The sequence below is a fragment of the Peribacillus sp. NPDC097675 genome (assembly GCF_050277655.1).
Taxonomy (GTDB): domain Bacteria; phylum Bacillota; class Bacilli; order Bacillales; family DSM-1321; genus Peribacillus.
On sequence record NZ_JBNNSK010000001.1, the window covers coordinates 63,337 to 78,635 of the forward strand.

Annotated in this window: 13 protein-coding genes; all 13 read left to right on the top strand. The window is 41.7% G+C overall.

Annotated elements, in window-relative coordinates; translation table 11 throughout:
- Positions 1-23 precede the first annotated feature (23 nt).
- The 13 genes from hflK (at position 24) to thrS (ending at position 15,285) form a co-directional block, all read left to right on the top strand.
- Positions 24-1,064 carry an FtsH protease activity modulator HflK gene (gene hflK, locus ACQKL5_RS00290; protein ID WP_427606581.1) on the top strand — a complete coding sequence of 347 codons (1,041 nt, stop codon included), beginning with the start codon at positions 24-26 and terminating at the stop codon, positions 1,062-1,064.
- Positions 1,061-1,993 (top strand): protease modulator HflC, encoded by a 933-nt coding sequence (gene hflC, locus ACQKL5_RS00295; RefSeq protein WP_427605877.1) that lies wholly within the window; start codon positions 1,061-1,063, stop codon positions 1,991-1,993. The genes hflK and hflC overlap by 4 nt, the downstream gene beginning before the upstream one ends.
- Positions 1,994-2,119: 126 nt before the next feature.
- A complete protein-coding gene (gene polA / locus ACQKL5_RS00300) occupies positions 2,120-4,747 on the top strand; it encodes a DNA polymerase I (protein WP_427605878.1) in 2,628 nt (875 codons plus the stop codon).
- Between the two features lie 20 nt (positions 4,748-4,767).
- Complete coding sequence (gene mutM, locus ACQKL5_RS00305) at positions 4,768-5,598, top strand: DNA-formamidopyrimidine glycosylase (RefSeq protein ID WP_427605880.1); 831 nt, start codon at positions 4,768-4,770, stop codon at positions 5,596-5,598.
- 77 nt (positions 5,599-5,675) lie between these two features.
- Positions 5,676-6,308 carry a sporulation membrane protein YtaF gene (ytaF, locus tag ACQKL5_RS00310; RefSeq protein WP_427605882.1) on the top strand — a complete coding sequence of 211 codons (633 nt, stop codon included), beginning with the start codon at positions 5,676-5,678 and terminating at the stop codon, positions 6,306-6,308.
- Positions 6,309-6,332: 24 nt separating this feature from the next.
- Positions 6,333-6,932 (top strand): dephospho-CoA kinase, encoded by a 600-nt coding sequence (coaE, locus tag ACQKL5_RS00315; protein WP_427605884.1) that lies wholly within the window; start codon positions 6,333-6,335, stop codon positions 6,930-6,932.
- 162 nt (positions 6,933-7,094) lie between these two features.
- Positions 7,095-8,132: a glyceraldehyde-3-phosphate dehydrogenase gene (locus ACQKL5_RS00320; protein ID WP_427605886.1), complete on the top strand. Its 1,038-nt coding sequence runs from the start codon at positions 7,095-7,097 to the stop codon at positions 8,130-8,132.
- A gap of 346 nt (positions 8,133-8,478) precedes the next feature.
- Positions 8,479-8,859, top strand: a complete 381-nt coding sequence (gene speD / locus ACQKL5_RS00325; RefSeq protein ID WP_402961702.1) for an adenosylmethionine decarboxylase — start codon at positions 8,479-8,481, stop codon at positions 8,857-8,859.
- A 234-nt stretch (positions 8,860-9,093) separates the two neighbouring features.
- Positions 9,094-9,555 (top strand): transcriptional regulator NrdR, encoded by a 462-nt coding sequence (gene nrdR, locus ACQKL5_RS00330; protein WP_427605888.1) that lies wholly within the window; start codon positions 9,094-9,096, stop codon positions 9,553-9,555.
- 64 nt (positions 9,556-9,619) lie between these two features.
- Positions 9,620-11,029: a replication initiation and membrane attachment family protein gene (locus ACQKL5_RS00335; protein WP_427605890.1), complete on the top strand. Its 1,410-nt coding sequence runs from the start codon at positions 9,620-9,622 to the stop codon at positions 11,027-11,029.
- Positions 11,016-11,954: a primosomal protein DnaI gene (dnaI, locus tag ACQKL5_RS00340; RefSeq protein ID WP_427605891.1), complete on the top strand. Its 939-nt coding sequence runs from the start codon at positions 11,016-11,018 to the stop codon at positions 11,952-11,954. The genes ACQKL5_RS00335 and dnaI overlap by 14 nt, the downstream gene beginning before the upstream one ends.
- Positions 11,955-12,077: 123 nt before the next feature.
- Entirely contained in the window at positions 12,078-12,914 is an 837-nt protein-coding gene (gene ytxC, locus ACQKL5_RS00345) for a sporulation protein YtxC (protein WP_427605893.1), read from the top strand.
- Positions 12,915-13,353: 439 nt separating this feature from the next.
- Positions 13,354-15,285 carry a threonine--tRNA ligase gene (thrS, locus tag ACQKL5_RS00350; protein WP_427605895.1) on the top strand — a complete coding sequence of 644 codons (1,932 nt, stop codon included), beginning with the start codon at positions 13,354-13,356 and terminating at the stop codon, positions 15,283-15,285.
- Positions 15,286-15,299 lie beyond the last annotated feature (14 nt).

A 15,299-nucleotide genomic window follows, 5' to 3' on the forward strand; every position in this document is an offset into this window, starting at 1 on the left:
ACACCAAATAAGGGGTGATACATATCGTTAGCTTAAAAAGGATTTATACGATAACGGGACTTGTTATTCTCATTTTAATTCTCGGAGTGGTGGCCATAACCACTTGGTACACGGTGGATGAATCAGATCAATCCGTCATTATGACGTTTGGTAAAGTGGAAGAGACGATAACTGAACCAGGCCTTCACTTTAAGTTGCCTTGGCCGATTCAATCGGTTCATAAACTCTCAAAGGAAACCTTCAGTCTCCAATTTGGCTACAAGGAAGAAGGCGGCAAGGTAACGGAATACCCGAGAGAGACGAAGATGATTACCGGTGATGAGAACATCGTGTTGGCTGACTTGGTAGTTCAATGGAAAATTACCGATCCACCCAAATACTTATTCAATTCAGATGATCCACAGAAAATTTTGTATGACACGACTTCCGCTGCTTTAAGGAGCATAATCGGAAGTACGGAAATCGATGACGCCCTCACCTCAGGGAAAGCGAAAATTGAAGCGGACGTTCGTGAGTTACTATCAGAGTTAATGGGGAAATATGATGTTGGCATTTCCATCTCCGCGGTTAAGTTACAGGACGTGGAACTACCGAATGAAGAAGTGCGAAAAGCCTTTACGAATGTAACAGACGCCCGGGAGACAGCGAATACGAAATATAATGAAGCCAATAAATATTCAAATAAACGGATTAATGAAGCAGAAGGGGAGAAAGACGCCCTTATTTCTAAGGCTAACGGCGAAAAAGCTGCCCGTACCGAAGCAGCACGCGGTGATGTGGCGGTATTTGATAAGTTGTATAGTGAATATAAGGGCAATAAGGATATTACAAGAGATCGTCTGATAATAGAGACGCTTGAACAAGTATTGCCGAACGCGGATATATATATCATGAACGATGACGGAAATACTATGAAATATTTGCCGCTTCGTCCATTGGAAAAAGAAGAAACGAAAACATTGCCTGCGCCTAGTGAAGAGGAAACGAAAGCACCGGATAGTGTAAAGACTAATGAAGAGAAACCGAGTGACGGTTCGGCAGTGAAAGGGGGCACCCAGCCATGAGCGGAAAAGTGATAGATTTTAATGAGCTCAAAAAAGGTGACTTTCAATGGAGAGGCTATGTCAAGATAGGGATTTTTCTCATTATCTTCATCCTCTTAATGCTCATCATCATCACGAATGTGTATATTGTCAAAGAAGGGGAATACAAAGTCGTACGCCAATTCGGTGAAGTGGTTAGAATTGATAAAACGCCAGGCTTAAAGGCTAAGGTACCTTTCATTCAAAGTGTTGTGACTTTACCTAAGTATCAAATGAGTTCTGATGTGTCCGAAGCTGAAATCAATACGAAAGATAAAAAACGGATGCTGATCGATAATTATGCAGTCTGGCGCATAGAAGACCCGAAAAAATTGATTACGAATGCGAGGACGCTTGAAAATGCGGAAACGAGGATGGAAGAGTTCATCTATTCGGCGGTCCGTTCAGAATTGGGACAGCTGGATTATGATGAAATCATCAATGATGAGAAGTCTTCTAGAGGAAGTTTGAACGACCGAATCACGGAAAAGGTGAACGACCTACTAGTGAAGGATAATTACGGAATCAGCCTTACCGATGTCAGAATCAAACGAACTGATTTGCCTGCGGATAATGAGGAATCGGTCTATAAGCGGATGATATCCGAGCGGGAATCGAAAGCGCAGGAGTATCTATCAAAGGGAGACGCGAAGAAAAACCGAATCATAGCAGATACGGATCGAAAGGTAACGGAATTACTTTCAACTGCACAAGCCAACGCAGAAGTCATACGTGCCGAAGGAGAGGGAGAATCGGCCAAGATTTATAATAAATCCTTCTCCAAGGATCCTGAATTTTATAAACTATACCGGACGCTGGAATCTTACAAAAAAACGGTCGGTGATCAAACGGTGATCATCTTACCGTCTGATTCCCCTTACGCTAGCTTGTTAATGGGAAATACTAAATAATCATATGGCCGTTCATTTTTCTTTCCACTTCTACTCATGGTAGAATGGAAAGAGAAGATGAACGGTTTTTTGTGTGTTTATAGAAGCCGACCTACATAAAACGGGTGTGACTGGAGGAAGACAAATTTGAATAAAAAGCTAGTACTTATAGATGGAAACAGCATAGCCTACCGCGCATTCTTTGCGCTTCCGCTTCTGAATAATGACAAGGGGATCCATACGAATTCAGTATACGGATTCACCATGATGCTTAATCGCATTCTTGAAGAAGAAAAGCCAACGCATATACTCGTGGCTTTCGATGCTGGTAAAACGACATTTAGACATGCTTCCTATAAGGAATACAAGGGTGGGCGTCAAAAAACACCGCCTGAACTATCCGAACAATTTCCTTTTATCCGTGAGCTGCTTGACTGTTTTCAAATCAAACGGTATGAATTGGAAAATTACGAAGCCGATGATATTATCGGCACGCTTTCCCTTCAAGCCGAGAAAGATGGTTTTGAAGTGAAGGTCATTTCGGGAGATAAGGACTTAACGCAACTAGCTTCACCGAACACGACCGTTTCAATCACGAAGAAGGGCATTACGGAAATCGAAGAATACACACCAAAGCATATCCATGAAAAATATGGCCTTTCTCCCGTGCAAATCATTGATCTAAAAGGATTGATGGGTGATTCGTCTGATAATATACCGGGCATTCCAGGGGTAGGCGAGAAAACGGCTCTTAAATTATTACACCAATTCGAAACGGTTGAAAACCTGCTTCAATCGATTGATGAGGTAAGTGGCCAGAAATTAAAAGAAAAGATTGAAGAGCATAAAAATCTTGCCATCCTAAGTAAAGAGCTAGCGACGATTACAAGGGAAGCTCCTATAGAAGTGGCAGTGGACGAAACTGAGTACAACGGAATGGACCAGGAAAAGGTCATAGGTTTCTATAAAGAATTAGGTTTCTCCACGCTGCTTGATAAATTGGACGTTTCAGGGGGGGAACCGCTTGAACAGGAAGACATCTATGTTCAGACGAGTTCTGAAATGAAACCGGAAATGTTCTCTGATAAAAATGCCCTGTACCTCGAAATTCTCGAAGATAATTATCATCATGCAGAAATATTGGGCATTTCCATCAGTAATGAACAAGGGAATTTTTATTTCCCGGGTGAAACAGCCCTGACGTCTGATTTGTTCAAGGCGTGGGCGGAAGATGAGACCAAAAAGAAAACGGTCTATGATGCGAAGCGTACGGTTGTGCTTCTGCGGCATCGTGGAATTGACATAAAGGGGATCGATTTTGATGTATTTTTAGCATCCTATATCTTGGATCCTGGAGAGTCTGTAGATGAAGTGGCAGAAATCACAAAAACTCAGGGGCTGGTCCGTCTTGAAAGCGATGATGTTTTTTATGGAAAAGGAGCAAAGCGAAAGATTCCTGGAGATGCCGAACTTAGTGAGCATATTGCTAGAAAAGCGAAGGCTATTTTTGGATTAAAGGAACCGATGGTCGAAAAACTGCATGAATACGAACAATATGACTTGTTAACCGATCTAGAGTTACCATTGTCCATCATTCTTGCAAATATGGAGTGGCAGGGCGTTAAAGTCGATATCGGGAGATTGAACAAGATGGGACAGGAATTGGCTGTCCGCTTAAGAAGCATTGAAGAACGGATATTCGACTTGGCCGGAGAAGCATTCAATATTAACTCCCCTAAACAACTTGGGATGATTCTTTTTGAGAAATTGGAGCTTCCTGTATTGAAAAAAACAAAGACTGGCTATTCCACGTCAGCTGATGTACTCGAAAAACTTGAGAGTAAGCATGATATCGTTAAAGAAATTCTGCTGTACCGTCAGTTGGGGAAACTTCAGTCAACCTATATCGAGGGCTTGCTCAAAGTTGTGAATCGGGATACGGATAAGGTACACACCCGTTTCAATCAGGCATTGACCCAAACAGGGCGTTTGAGTTCCACGGACCCTAACTTGCAAAATATCCCGATTCGCCTGGAAGAAGGTCGGAAAATCAGACAGGCGTTCATTCCTTCTGAAAAGGATTGGATTATTTTCGCAGCCGACTATTCACAGATTGAGCTCCGCGTATTGGCGCATATTGCTAATGACAGCGGGTTGGTTGACGCGTTCAGGGCGGGTATGGATATTCATACAAGGACTGCGATGGATGTATTCCATGTGCCTTCGGAAGAGGTGACCTCGAACATGCGTCGCCATGCTAAAGCCGTAAACTTCGGAATTGTTTATGGAATAAGTGATTATGGACTTTCGCAAAGTCTTGGAATAACACGAAAAGAAGCTGGTGAGTTCATCGAGAGATACTTTAAAAGCTTCCCGGGTGTGCAAGATTATATGGAAGAAAGCATTCATGAAGCACGTAAGAACGGATATAGTACAACGTTATTACAAAGAAGGCGCTACATTCCGGAAATTACGAGCCGTAATTTCAATATACGCAGTTTCGCTGAAAGGACAGCGATGAATACCCCAATCCAAGGAAGTGCAGCAGATGTCATCAAGCTTGCGATGATCAATATGAACGAGCGTCTGAAAAAAGAAGGTCTTAAAACGAGAATGCTCCTGCAAGTACATGATGAATTGATTTTTGAAGCTCCACCGGAGGAACTTGAGATTCTGATGAAAATCGTACCGGAGGAAATGGAAAGTGCGATTGAACTGAATGTTCCACTAAAAGTGGATTATGCATACGGACCAACATGGTTTGATGCCAAATAAATAAAGATAGGTGATAATGAATGCCAGAACTTCCTGAAGTGGAAACCGTCAGAAGAACATTAGAGCAGCTTGTTTTGGGAAAGGAAATCGTGGAGGTTTCCGTCTTATGGCCGAAAATCATTAAGGCACCTGAACCGGTTGAGCAATTTCAAGATGCATTAAGGGGCCAGACGATTCAAGATATTGGTCGTAGGGGCAAGTTTCTCATTTTTACCTTAGATGATTATGCCATGGTCTCTCATTTAAGGATGGAAGGGAAATATGGAGTGCATCCAAAAGAAGAACCATATGACAAGCACACTCATGTCATTTTCACTTTCACGGACGGCAGTGAACTTAGGTATCGGGATGTCCGCAAATTCGGGACGATGCATTTATTTCGCAAAGGAGAAGAAATGGATCAAATGCCTCTTTTGCATTTAGGTCCTGAACCCTTATCAGACGAGTTCACTGTAGAGGGACTGAGTGCGAAACTTGCTAAAACAAGTAGGAAGATCAAGCCTGTTCTTCTCGATCAAACCGTTGTGGTTGGAATCGGTAATATTTATGTGGACGAATCATTGTTCCGATCCGGCATCCATCCGGAGCGTAAGGCCTCTTCCCTTACCTTGGAAGAAATTATAAGGCTGCATGCCGAAATCGTCGCTACCTTGAGCGAAGCGGTGGAAAAAGGCGGAAGCACAATCCGTTCGTATGTCAACTCACAAGGTCAAATCGGTATGTTTCAATTGGAACTAAATGTATACGGACGCAAAGGGGAGAACTGTAAGGTTTGTAATACCCCTCTAGAGAAGTTAGTCGTGGCCGGACGAGGTACACATATATGTCCGTCCTGTCAGCAGAATAAGTAGTCATATATAAAAACACATCGGATGGGCTCCTTCCATATACTAGGGTAGCAATAAGATGGGAAGGAGCAATCATTCCGATGTGGCTACAAATCATTTTCCTTGCTTTTGCAGTGAGTATTGACGGTTTTGGTGTAGGTTTGACATTTGGTATGCGAAAGATCAAAATACCCTTGAAATCAATTGCAGTGATATCAGTCTGTTCGGCGATGAGTTTGGGGATGGCGATGGTCATCGGTGAATTCATCAGTCAGCTAATCTCTGTCGGGGCCGCTGAAAAAACAGGGGGCATTATCCTTGTTCTTTTGGGTTCCTGGATGGTGTACCAATATTTCAAGCCTGAGAAAGAAACGAATGACGAGCGATATCATGAAAAAATCATCTTTAACTTCGAAATTAAATCACTTGGCGTGGCTATCAATATCCTACAAAAACCATTGAATGCCGATTTTGATAAATCAGGAACAATTACTGGAATCGAGGCACTTGTGCTTGGATTTGCCTTGTCACTCGATGCATTCGGTGCGGGTGTGGGAGCGGCCATGATGGGAATCTCCCCTATCATTCTTGCGCTCTGCATAGCCGTGATGAGCTTCATCTTTATAGGGAGTGGACTTCAATGCGGAAAATTACTTTCTAATAATAAACTTGTGCAGCATTTGACCTTTCTTCCGGGCTTATTACTGATTCTAATTGGCTTATTCAAATTATAAAGAGACGAGATAAAGGGGGAGCTTATGGGACAAATCATTGGAATCACTGGAGGCATTGCCAGTGGGAAAAGTAGTGTCAGCCAATATCTAAGGGAATTGGGATTCACGATAGTGGACGCAGATGTGGCTTCTCGTGCTGTCGTGGAACCTGGTGAAAGTGCCTATCTACAAGTGGTCAAGGCTTTCGGTGAAGGTCTTTTATTACCTGATGAAAGTATTGACCGGGCTAAATTAGGTTCCATTATATTTCATGATCAAGAAAAAAGACTGCTTTTAAATAGCATCGTACATCCGGCTGTGAGGAATTGGATGCGTCAGGAAACGGATAAGGCCCTTGCAACAGGATTGAAAACCGTATTTATGGACATTCCGCTCTTGTTCGAAAGCAAGCTGACGTCCATGGTGGAAAAAACCCTCTTGGTCTATGTAGATGAATCGGTTCAACTGGAGAGGTTAATGAATCGGAACATGTTAACTAAATCCGAGGCATTAGCAAGGATTCATTCGCAAATGCCTTTGAAAGATAAAAAAGCACTAGCGGATGCCATTGTCGATAATAATGGGAATAGGGAAGAAACGAAAAAGCAGGTTGATGACGTACTTAAGAAATGGAATGTCTTATAAAGAATTCGGAAAAAGGAAGAACCCGCAAAGGGTTCTTCCTTTTTTTTACTAAAAAAGAACAAATCCGCTTTTTTATTAACACATTTAGGATTAAATATGTTATACTAATTACATATGAAGGGTAATAAGTATAACATTAATATATTCAGGAGGGTCCGATAAATGAATTCAAGAATAGCAATTAACGGATTTGGAAGAATTGGAAGAATGGTTTTCCGTAAGGCAATTTTGGATGAGAGTCTGGACATCATTGCCATTAATGCAAGCTATCCTGCTGAAACGTTAGCCCATTTATTGAAGTATGATACAGTACATGGGAAATTTGATGGTATGATTGTTGCTGAAGATGATTCCCTTGTCGTGAATGGGCGACGTGTACAACTGATTAATAATCGCGATCCAAAGTTATTGCCTTGGAAAGAGATGGATATAGATATTGTAATAGAAGCTACGGGCAAATTCAATGACCGATCTAAAGCAGCGATGCATCTAGAAGCAGGAGCAAAAAGGGTCATACTTTCCGCGCCGGGTAAAAATGAAGACGTTACCATTGTGATGGGCGTTAATCAGGAAGCGTTAGAAATCGACAAGCACTTTGTTATTTCGAACGCATCTTGCACGACTAATTGCCTTGGACCGGTTGCGAAAGTGCTCGAACAGAAATTTGGTATAGACAACGGCCTAATGACGACCATTCATTCTTATACGAATGATCAAAATAACATTGATAACCCACATAAAGATCTAAGACGTGCTCGCGCTGCTGCTGAAAGTATCATTCCTACGACTACAGGTGCAGCTAAAGCTCTTTCGTTGGTGTTGCCTCAACTGAAAGGCAAGCTTCATGGTATGGCCATACGTGTACCGACGCCTAACGTATCATTAGTCGATCTTGTTGTGGATTTAAATTGTGATGTTACGATTGATGAAGTGAATCAAGCTTTCATTGACGCTTCAGAAAATGAGCTTAACGGAATTATGGAATATACAACAGAACCGCTTGTTTCAAGTGATTTTAAAACCAATCCTCACTCTGCAATCATCGATGGCTTATCGACCATGATGATTGGTGAAAGAAAAGTGAAAATCCTTGCTTGGTATGATAATGAGTGGGGATATTCTAACCGTGTAGTCGATCTTGTCAAATTAGTGGCTTCTGAGTTGAGTAAGGTTTCCGAAGTTCAGATGTCAGCGAATTAGAAAATGATTCAGGGCCCGTTACATCCTTAACGGGCTGTTTATTATGGGATGATTAGTCTAGTCATGAAACAGTTCTGTTGTCTAGGTAAGGATAAAAGTCTGAATGAAATAGTAATTACTTTTAACAATTAATGATTAATTTACCAAAAATGCTAAATGTAGTTGCAAAAGAAAACCATACATTATATACTATGAATCGTGAACTTCTTATATAAGAATGTTTACATAATGGCTACTTAAAGGGTTAGGACCTCTTTGGACTAACTTTCCCCCGTGGTAGTTATTAAGGATTCTGAATTTTTAATCACGGTTAAGGGGGAAACATAATATGGAATCAGCTTACACAATGGAAACTATGGGTAGACATGTCATTTCTGAACTTTGGGGTTGTGACTTTGAAAAACTGAATAATATTGATTTAATTGAAAGAATCTTCGTCGATGCTGCACTGAAATCGGGTGCTGAAGTTCGAGAAGTGGCGTTCCATAAGTTTGCTCCACAAGGAGTGAGTGGGGTTGTCATCATTTCTGAATCACATCTTACCATTCATAGCTTTCCAGAACATGGATATGCCAGCATTGATGTCTATACATGTGGCAACTTAGATCCAAATATCGCTGCTGATTATATTGCAGAGGCTTTGAATGCACAAACGCGCGAAAACATTGAACTTCCACGTGGTCTAGGTCCCGTACAAATGAAAAAAACTAAAATGAGTGTACTATAATATACGAATTAACAGAGATGCCATAAATGCATCTCTTTTTTGATGCAATTGAATGGTTTCCTTCACTTATATCAAGCTCAACTAGCGGACATTACGGGGGATTTGAAAATTACCTGCTGCTGGAAGTTTCACTTTTTACTTGTACTGGTTGCCCCTTTTATATAAGATTAAGATTAAATAGTATTCCTTAGGGAAGTTTGAAGGAATATCACTTAAAATACGGAGCTGGTAATGATGAAATGTCCATCATGTCAATACAATGGAACTAGGGTGCTCGATTCCAGGCCTGTCGACGAAAGTAAATCAATTCGACGGCGCCGCGAATGCGAGGCATGCAGTTTTCGATTCACGACATTTGAAAAGGTCGAGGAAACACCGCTGATCGTCGTGAAAAAGGGTGGAGCACGGGAAGAGTTCAGCCGTGACAAAATCCTGCGCGGACTTATCAGGGCTTGTGAAAAACGTCCAGTTCCGTTAAAGGAACTAGAGCAAATCACAAGTTATGTTGAAAAGGAACTGCGCAATCAAGGTATATCGGAAGTGAAAAGTGATAGTGTCGGTGAAATGGTGATGGATCAACTGGCTGAAGTGGATGAAGTTGCTTATGTGAGATTTGCTTCCGTTTACAGACAATTTAAAGATATAAATGTTTTCATCGATGAATTGAAAGATTTGATAAATAAAGAAAGAAAGTAGAGCTGAAGATTTACTTTGGCTCTTTTTTAACTATATCTTTTGAAAGGTTTGAAGGAAGATGTCCATGCATTGGCAGGAACTGCTCCCCGCGGATTCATATTTGGTTTCCTCTGCGGGGCTGCTTCATGATTATGATCGGAAAATACTCACACGACTGTACCAGCCACTTATAGGACCGATCTGTATTAGCCTATACATGACGTTATGGAGTGAGATGGAGGAGAATCGGCTTTGGTCGGAGGCTTCCTCACATTATCAATTAATGAATACGATCGGCCTTAATTTAAGCGATATTTACGAAGCAAGGCTATTACTCGAAGGTATTGGATTGCTGAATGTGTATAAGAAATCCAAAGGGGATACGAAGGAATTTATTTATGAACTAAATCCCCCTTTAACACCCCAGCAGTTTTTCACGGATGGGATGCTGAATATATATTTATATAAAAAAATCGGAAAGGTCCAGTTCAATCGGCTAAAAAGATTCTTTTGTGTGGACACTATCGCAACAGATGAATTTGAACATGTGACGAAATCATTCGCAGAGGTGTTTGCGTCGGACCATCTAGATTCATTGTACGTGACGGATGAAGCGAAAAACGAATGGGATCCAGTACCTGACCAGCGATTCGTTGATCAATCTGACGGAGTTGAGCCATCAGGGTTCGACGGCCTGTTTGATTTTGGCCTTATGTTTGCAGGCATGAAGAACTCAATCGTGCCCAAAAAAGCTTTTACACCCAAAATAAAAAATACGGTGGCCAAACTTGCCTTTTTATATGGAATCAATCCACTTGAGATGCAAAAACTAGTGATGGATGCAGTAACATTGGACGATGAAATTGATGAAGAGTTACTCCGAAAAGCGGCAAGGGACTGGTATCAAATTGAACGGCAGGCCGATATGCCTTCTTTGGTTAACCGTGTACAGCCAGTAAGGGAACGCACGCAAAAAGAGGAACCTAAAACTCAAGAGCAAGAGCTGATACGGCATTTGGAGACTACTTCACCACGAGATCGACTCATGCAGCTATCCGGAGGAGCTGAGCCGACAGGCGGAGATTTAAAAGTGGTTGAGGGTGTGATGATCAATCAAAAGCTGAATCCTGGAGTGGTGAATGTTTTAATTGAATACGTTATGCTTAAAACAGACATGAAATTCACGAAGGGCTATGTGGAAAAACTGGCTGGTCATTGGGCACGCCTGAAGGTCTCTACTGTCATGGAAGCGATGGAACTAGCTAAAAATGAACACCGGAAATATCAAGAGTGGGCACAAGGAAGTAAAAATGTTGCAAAAGGTGGCCGGAAAAAATCAATAAGAGAAGAAGTGATTCCGGACTGGCTTGAGCAGAAAGAGGATAAACAAGAACAGAAAGCTGAGCAACCTGAACTGAATGAACAAAAACGTGAGCTGCAAGAGAAATGGAAGCAGTGGAAAGCTGGAGGTGAAATGAACGATGGAAAAGATTAATAGATCGCTTAGTAAGCTGGCCAATACGGGTGACTTTCAGCAGCGCTATGAACAGTTGAAGCAGGAAATTTTCGAAAATGAACAAGTGCGTCTGTTTTTGAACGCCAATAGCTCAACAGTCACAGACGAAATGATAGACAAGAATTTAGGGAAGCTTTATGAATTTATTTCTCAAAGCAACAAGTGTGATAAATGTCCAAGCTTGGATGGATGCATCAATATGATGAATGGGTATTATCCAAAGCTGGTTGTTCAAGGGAAGGCTCTTAATCTGAATTATGAGGTCTGTCCAAGAAAATTGGCGGAAGATGAAAAGCGGAAACGGGAAAAACTCATCCGTAGTCTTTATGTTCCTAAGGACATTCTGAAGGCGACCATTGATGATTTTTCTCATACAGACGATGAAAATAAACGGCTTGGCGTATTAGGCAAAGCGATATCGTTCATCATGGAATATGAGCCAGGAAAACGGCAAAAAGGTTTGTATATTTACGGGAAATTTGGCGTTGGTAAAACGTATTTATTGGGGGCGATTGCCAATGAACTTGCGCAAAGGCAAATTTCCTCGATGATTGTCTATGTGCCTGATTATTTGCGGGAGTTAAAGGGTTCAATTGGTGATAATACCGTCAATGAGAAGATCGAGATGGTCAAAACGGCACCCATCCTCATGCTTGATGATATTGGTGCAGAATCGATGACGAGTTGGGGACGGGATGAAGTCATAGGTCCAATCCTTCAATTTAGAATGCTTGAAAACTTACCGACGTTCTTTACATCCAACTTCGATATGAAGGGTCTTGAGAACCACTTGACCTATTCCCAGCGCGGTGAGAAGGAAGAAGTGAAAGCGGCAAGGGTTTTAGAAAGAATTCAATATTTGGCGGAGCCAGTCAGGCTTGATGGCGTGAATCGCAGAAGATAAAGAAAGGCGGTCTCTAAAAAGAGGCCGCTTTTTTTGGTTCATTGACACCATCCTACTTCTAAAAAAGCCTTTATTCCCATATACATGAAAAAAGTAAAGCAAGGGGGAAGGGGGGATGTCGTAGTGCAAATATCGTTCCAAAATGATTCGGAAGCTTTAAGACTATTGAAATTCGTTTCTGTCCATCCTTTCGGGGCAGAATTTGAACCATATATAGAATTTCTCCCACAACAAGGGCTGTTGGTTGATATGACCGGGTTAGAAGATGAGAAATGGCTAACGCTGCTTAGTGAAGTATTTCATTCCTTTTTGCTCGAAGAAAAAACGCTACCTGTTCTAAAACAAATTATCGTCAGTAAATTTTTTTACAAGGAACAAGAAGAAATCGATGCGATATTGGAAATTGCTTTATCCATAATCGAAGGGGAAAAGTCCGAAGGTGGGGGTGTTTTATTTTGTAAGGAAAAGCAATCGATCCAAGATGGTCTCAAGAGTATAGTAGCAGGAAAAGTATCATTTTCATTTGATGCTTTTACTACCTTTCGGTTAAGGTCCTTTCGACATGCGCTGGAAAAGTATGCGGGTCTTGCCATTGATGAATACAAGCTCGAACAGGATTATCAGAATTTCATTGCGATGCTCCGGGATCGCCTACATGAACAGAAATCAAAATTATCAAGGCTTCACCTTGTCTATCATGATGGATTTCAATTCTATGATCATGAGCTTGGTCGTCTCGATCGCCGAAAACTCACTAGCATGATTGACAGGAAATTGCTAGCCGATAGTTCATTCTTTCTAGACACCGTGATCTGGGCACCTCTGCTGTCCATCGCACCCACTAGCTTATATATCTATACGGATAACAAGGAAGAGGGTCTGATACAAACGATGACACGAATCTTCGAGGAACGGGCGACGGTCCTGCCGCTTTCAGCCTTTAAGCAGGCCACTGAATAATCGTCTTGGGAATTTTGGGGAAAACCTAAATTTAACCTTGATTTTCAATGCATAACGAATTATAATTTCCTACATACTATTAAAAACAAAAGTTATGATGAGGACATGGGTATTCTAATCGCCAATTTTCAGAGAGGGAAGTCATTAGGCTGTAAGCTTCCTATTTGCATAGAACACTTACCACCTTTAAACTTCGGTTCGGAAAGCAACTATTTTGCGATTATGAACTGACGGGAAGCTGCCGTTATTAAGTTACAAGTGTCATTTTGCCGTGAAAAGCAGAGTGGAACGAGGGTGGAACCGCGGGTTAATTTTACATTACTAAGCTCGTCCCTGTTTTATACAGGGGCGGGCTTTTTTGTGTTTTTTCCACGCAATTGCTGGGGTATCCCCCTGAGACTTGAAACGGATGGCAATTAAAAGAAGGAGTGAAGCTACAATGTCAGAACAACTGAAAATATCTTTTCCTGATGGAGCGGTGAAGGAGTTTGCTAAAGGCACAACAACTGAAGACATCGCAGCATCTATCAGCCCAGGACTAAGAAAAAAATCCATTGCAGGTAAATTCAATGGTGAACTATATGATTTGAAACGGCCAATCGAAGAAGACGGTACCATTGAGATTGTTACCCAAGATGCTGCGGAAGCGCTTGAGGTTCTTCGCCACAGTACTGCCCATTTAATGGCACAAGCCATCAAACGTCTTTATAAAAATGCAAAATTTGGTGTCGGTCCAGTCATCGAAGGCGGATTTTATTACGATATCGATCTTGAGGAATCGTTGACTCCTGATGACCTTTCAGCGATTGAAAAAGAAATGAAGAAAATCGTCAATGAAAACCTGGAAATCTCACGTATTGAAGTAACCCGTGATGAAGCCATTTCCCGTTTTAAAGAGATTGGCGACGAATATAAACTGGAACTGATCGATGCGATTCCAGCTGAACAGCAAGTAACCATTTACGAACAAGGCGAGTTTTTTGACCTTTGCCGGGGAATTCATGTACCTTCCACTGGAAAGATTAAAGAATTCAAGCTGTTAAGCATTGCAGGGGCTTATTGGAGAGGCGATAGCAAGAACAAAATGTTGCAACGTATTTATGGTACGGCTTTCTTCAAAAAAGAAGAACTGGCTGACCACCTACGTTTCTTAGAAGAGGCAAAAGAGCGTGATCACCGCAAAATCGGTAAAGAATTGGACCTATTCATGACTTCACAAAAAGTCGGTCAAGGGTTACCTATGTGGTTGCCAAAAGGTGCAACAATCCGCCGTACAATTGAACGTTATATTGTAGACAAGGAAGAACGCCTAGGCTATGACCATGTGTACACACCTATAATGGGTAGTGTGGATCTTTATAAAACGTCCGGACATTGGGATCACTATCAAGATGGCATGTTCCCAGCGATGGACATGGATAATGAACAGCTTGTTCTTCGTCCGATGAATTGCCCGCACCATATGATGGTATATAAAAACAGCATTCACAGTTACCGTGAACTTCCAATCAGGATTGCTGAACTTGGTATGATGCACCGCTACGAAATGTCAGGTGCATTGTCTGGTTTGCAACGTGTGCGTGGAATGACATTGAATGATGCTCATATTTTCGTACGTCCGGATCAAATCAAAGACGAATTAAAACGTGTAGTGAACCTGATTTTAGAAGTATATAAGGATTTCGATATCAAGGATTACTCGTTCCGTTTATCTTACCGTGATCCCAATAATACTGAAAAATACTTCGACGATGATGCGATGTGGGAAAAAGCGCAAAGCATGTTAAAAGGTGCGATGGACGAGCTTGGCCTGGATTACTTTGAAGCGGAAGACGAAGCGGCATTTTATGGTCCAAAACTGGACGTTCAAGTGCGTACTGCTTTAGGGAAAGATGAAACGTTATCGACTGTTCAGCTTGATTTCTTGCTTCCTGAACGTTTCGATCTAAATTATGTCGGTGAAGATGGCAAACATCATCGTCCGGTCGTTATCCACCGTGGTGTCGTTTCCACAATGGAACGTTTTGTCGCTTACTTGATTGAAGAATACAAAGGGGCATTCCCTACTTGGTTGGCGCCAATCCAAGCACAAGTGATTCCTGTCTCACCTGAAGTGCATCTTGAATATGCAAAAGAAATCCAAGATAAACTGAAGGCGGCAGGCATTCGTGTTAATTTGGACACGCGTGATGAGAAAATCGGGTACAAAATCCGTGAAGCACAAATGCAGAAAATCCCTTACATGCTTGTCGTTGGTGATAATGAAGTCAACGAAGGCAGTGTGAACGTCCGTAAATATGGCGAACAAAAGTCAGAAACGGTATCTTTCGAAAATTTCGTTTCTATGATTAAAGCAGAAGTGAGTCGTTAACAAAAAAGGGAGGC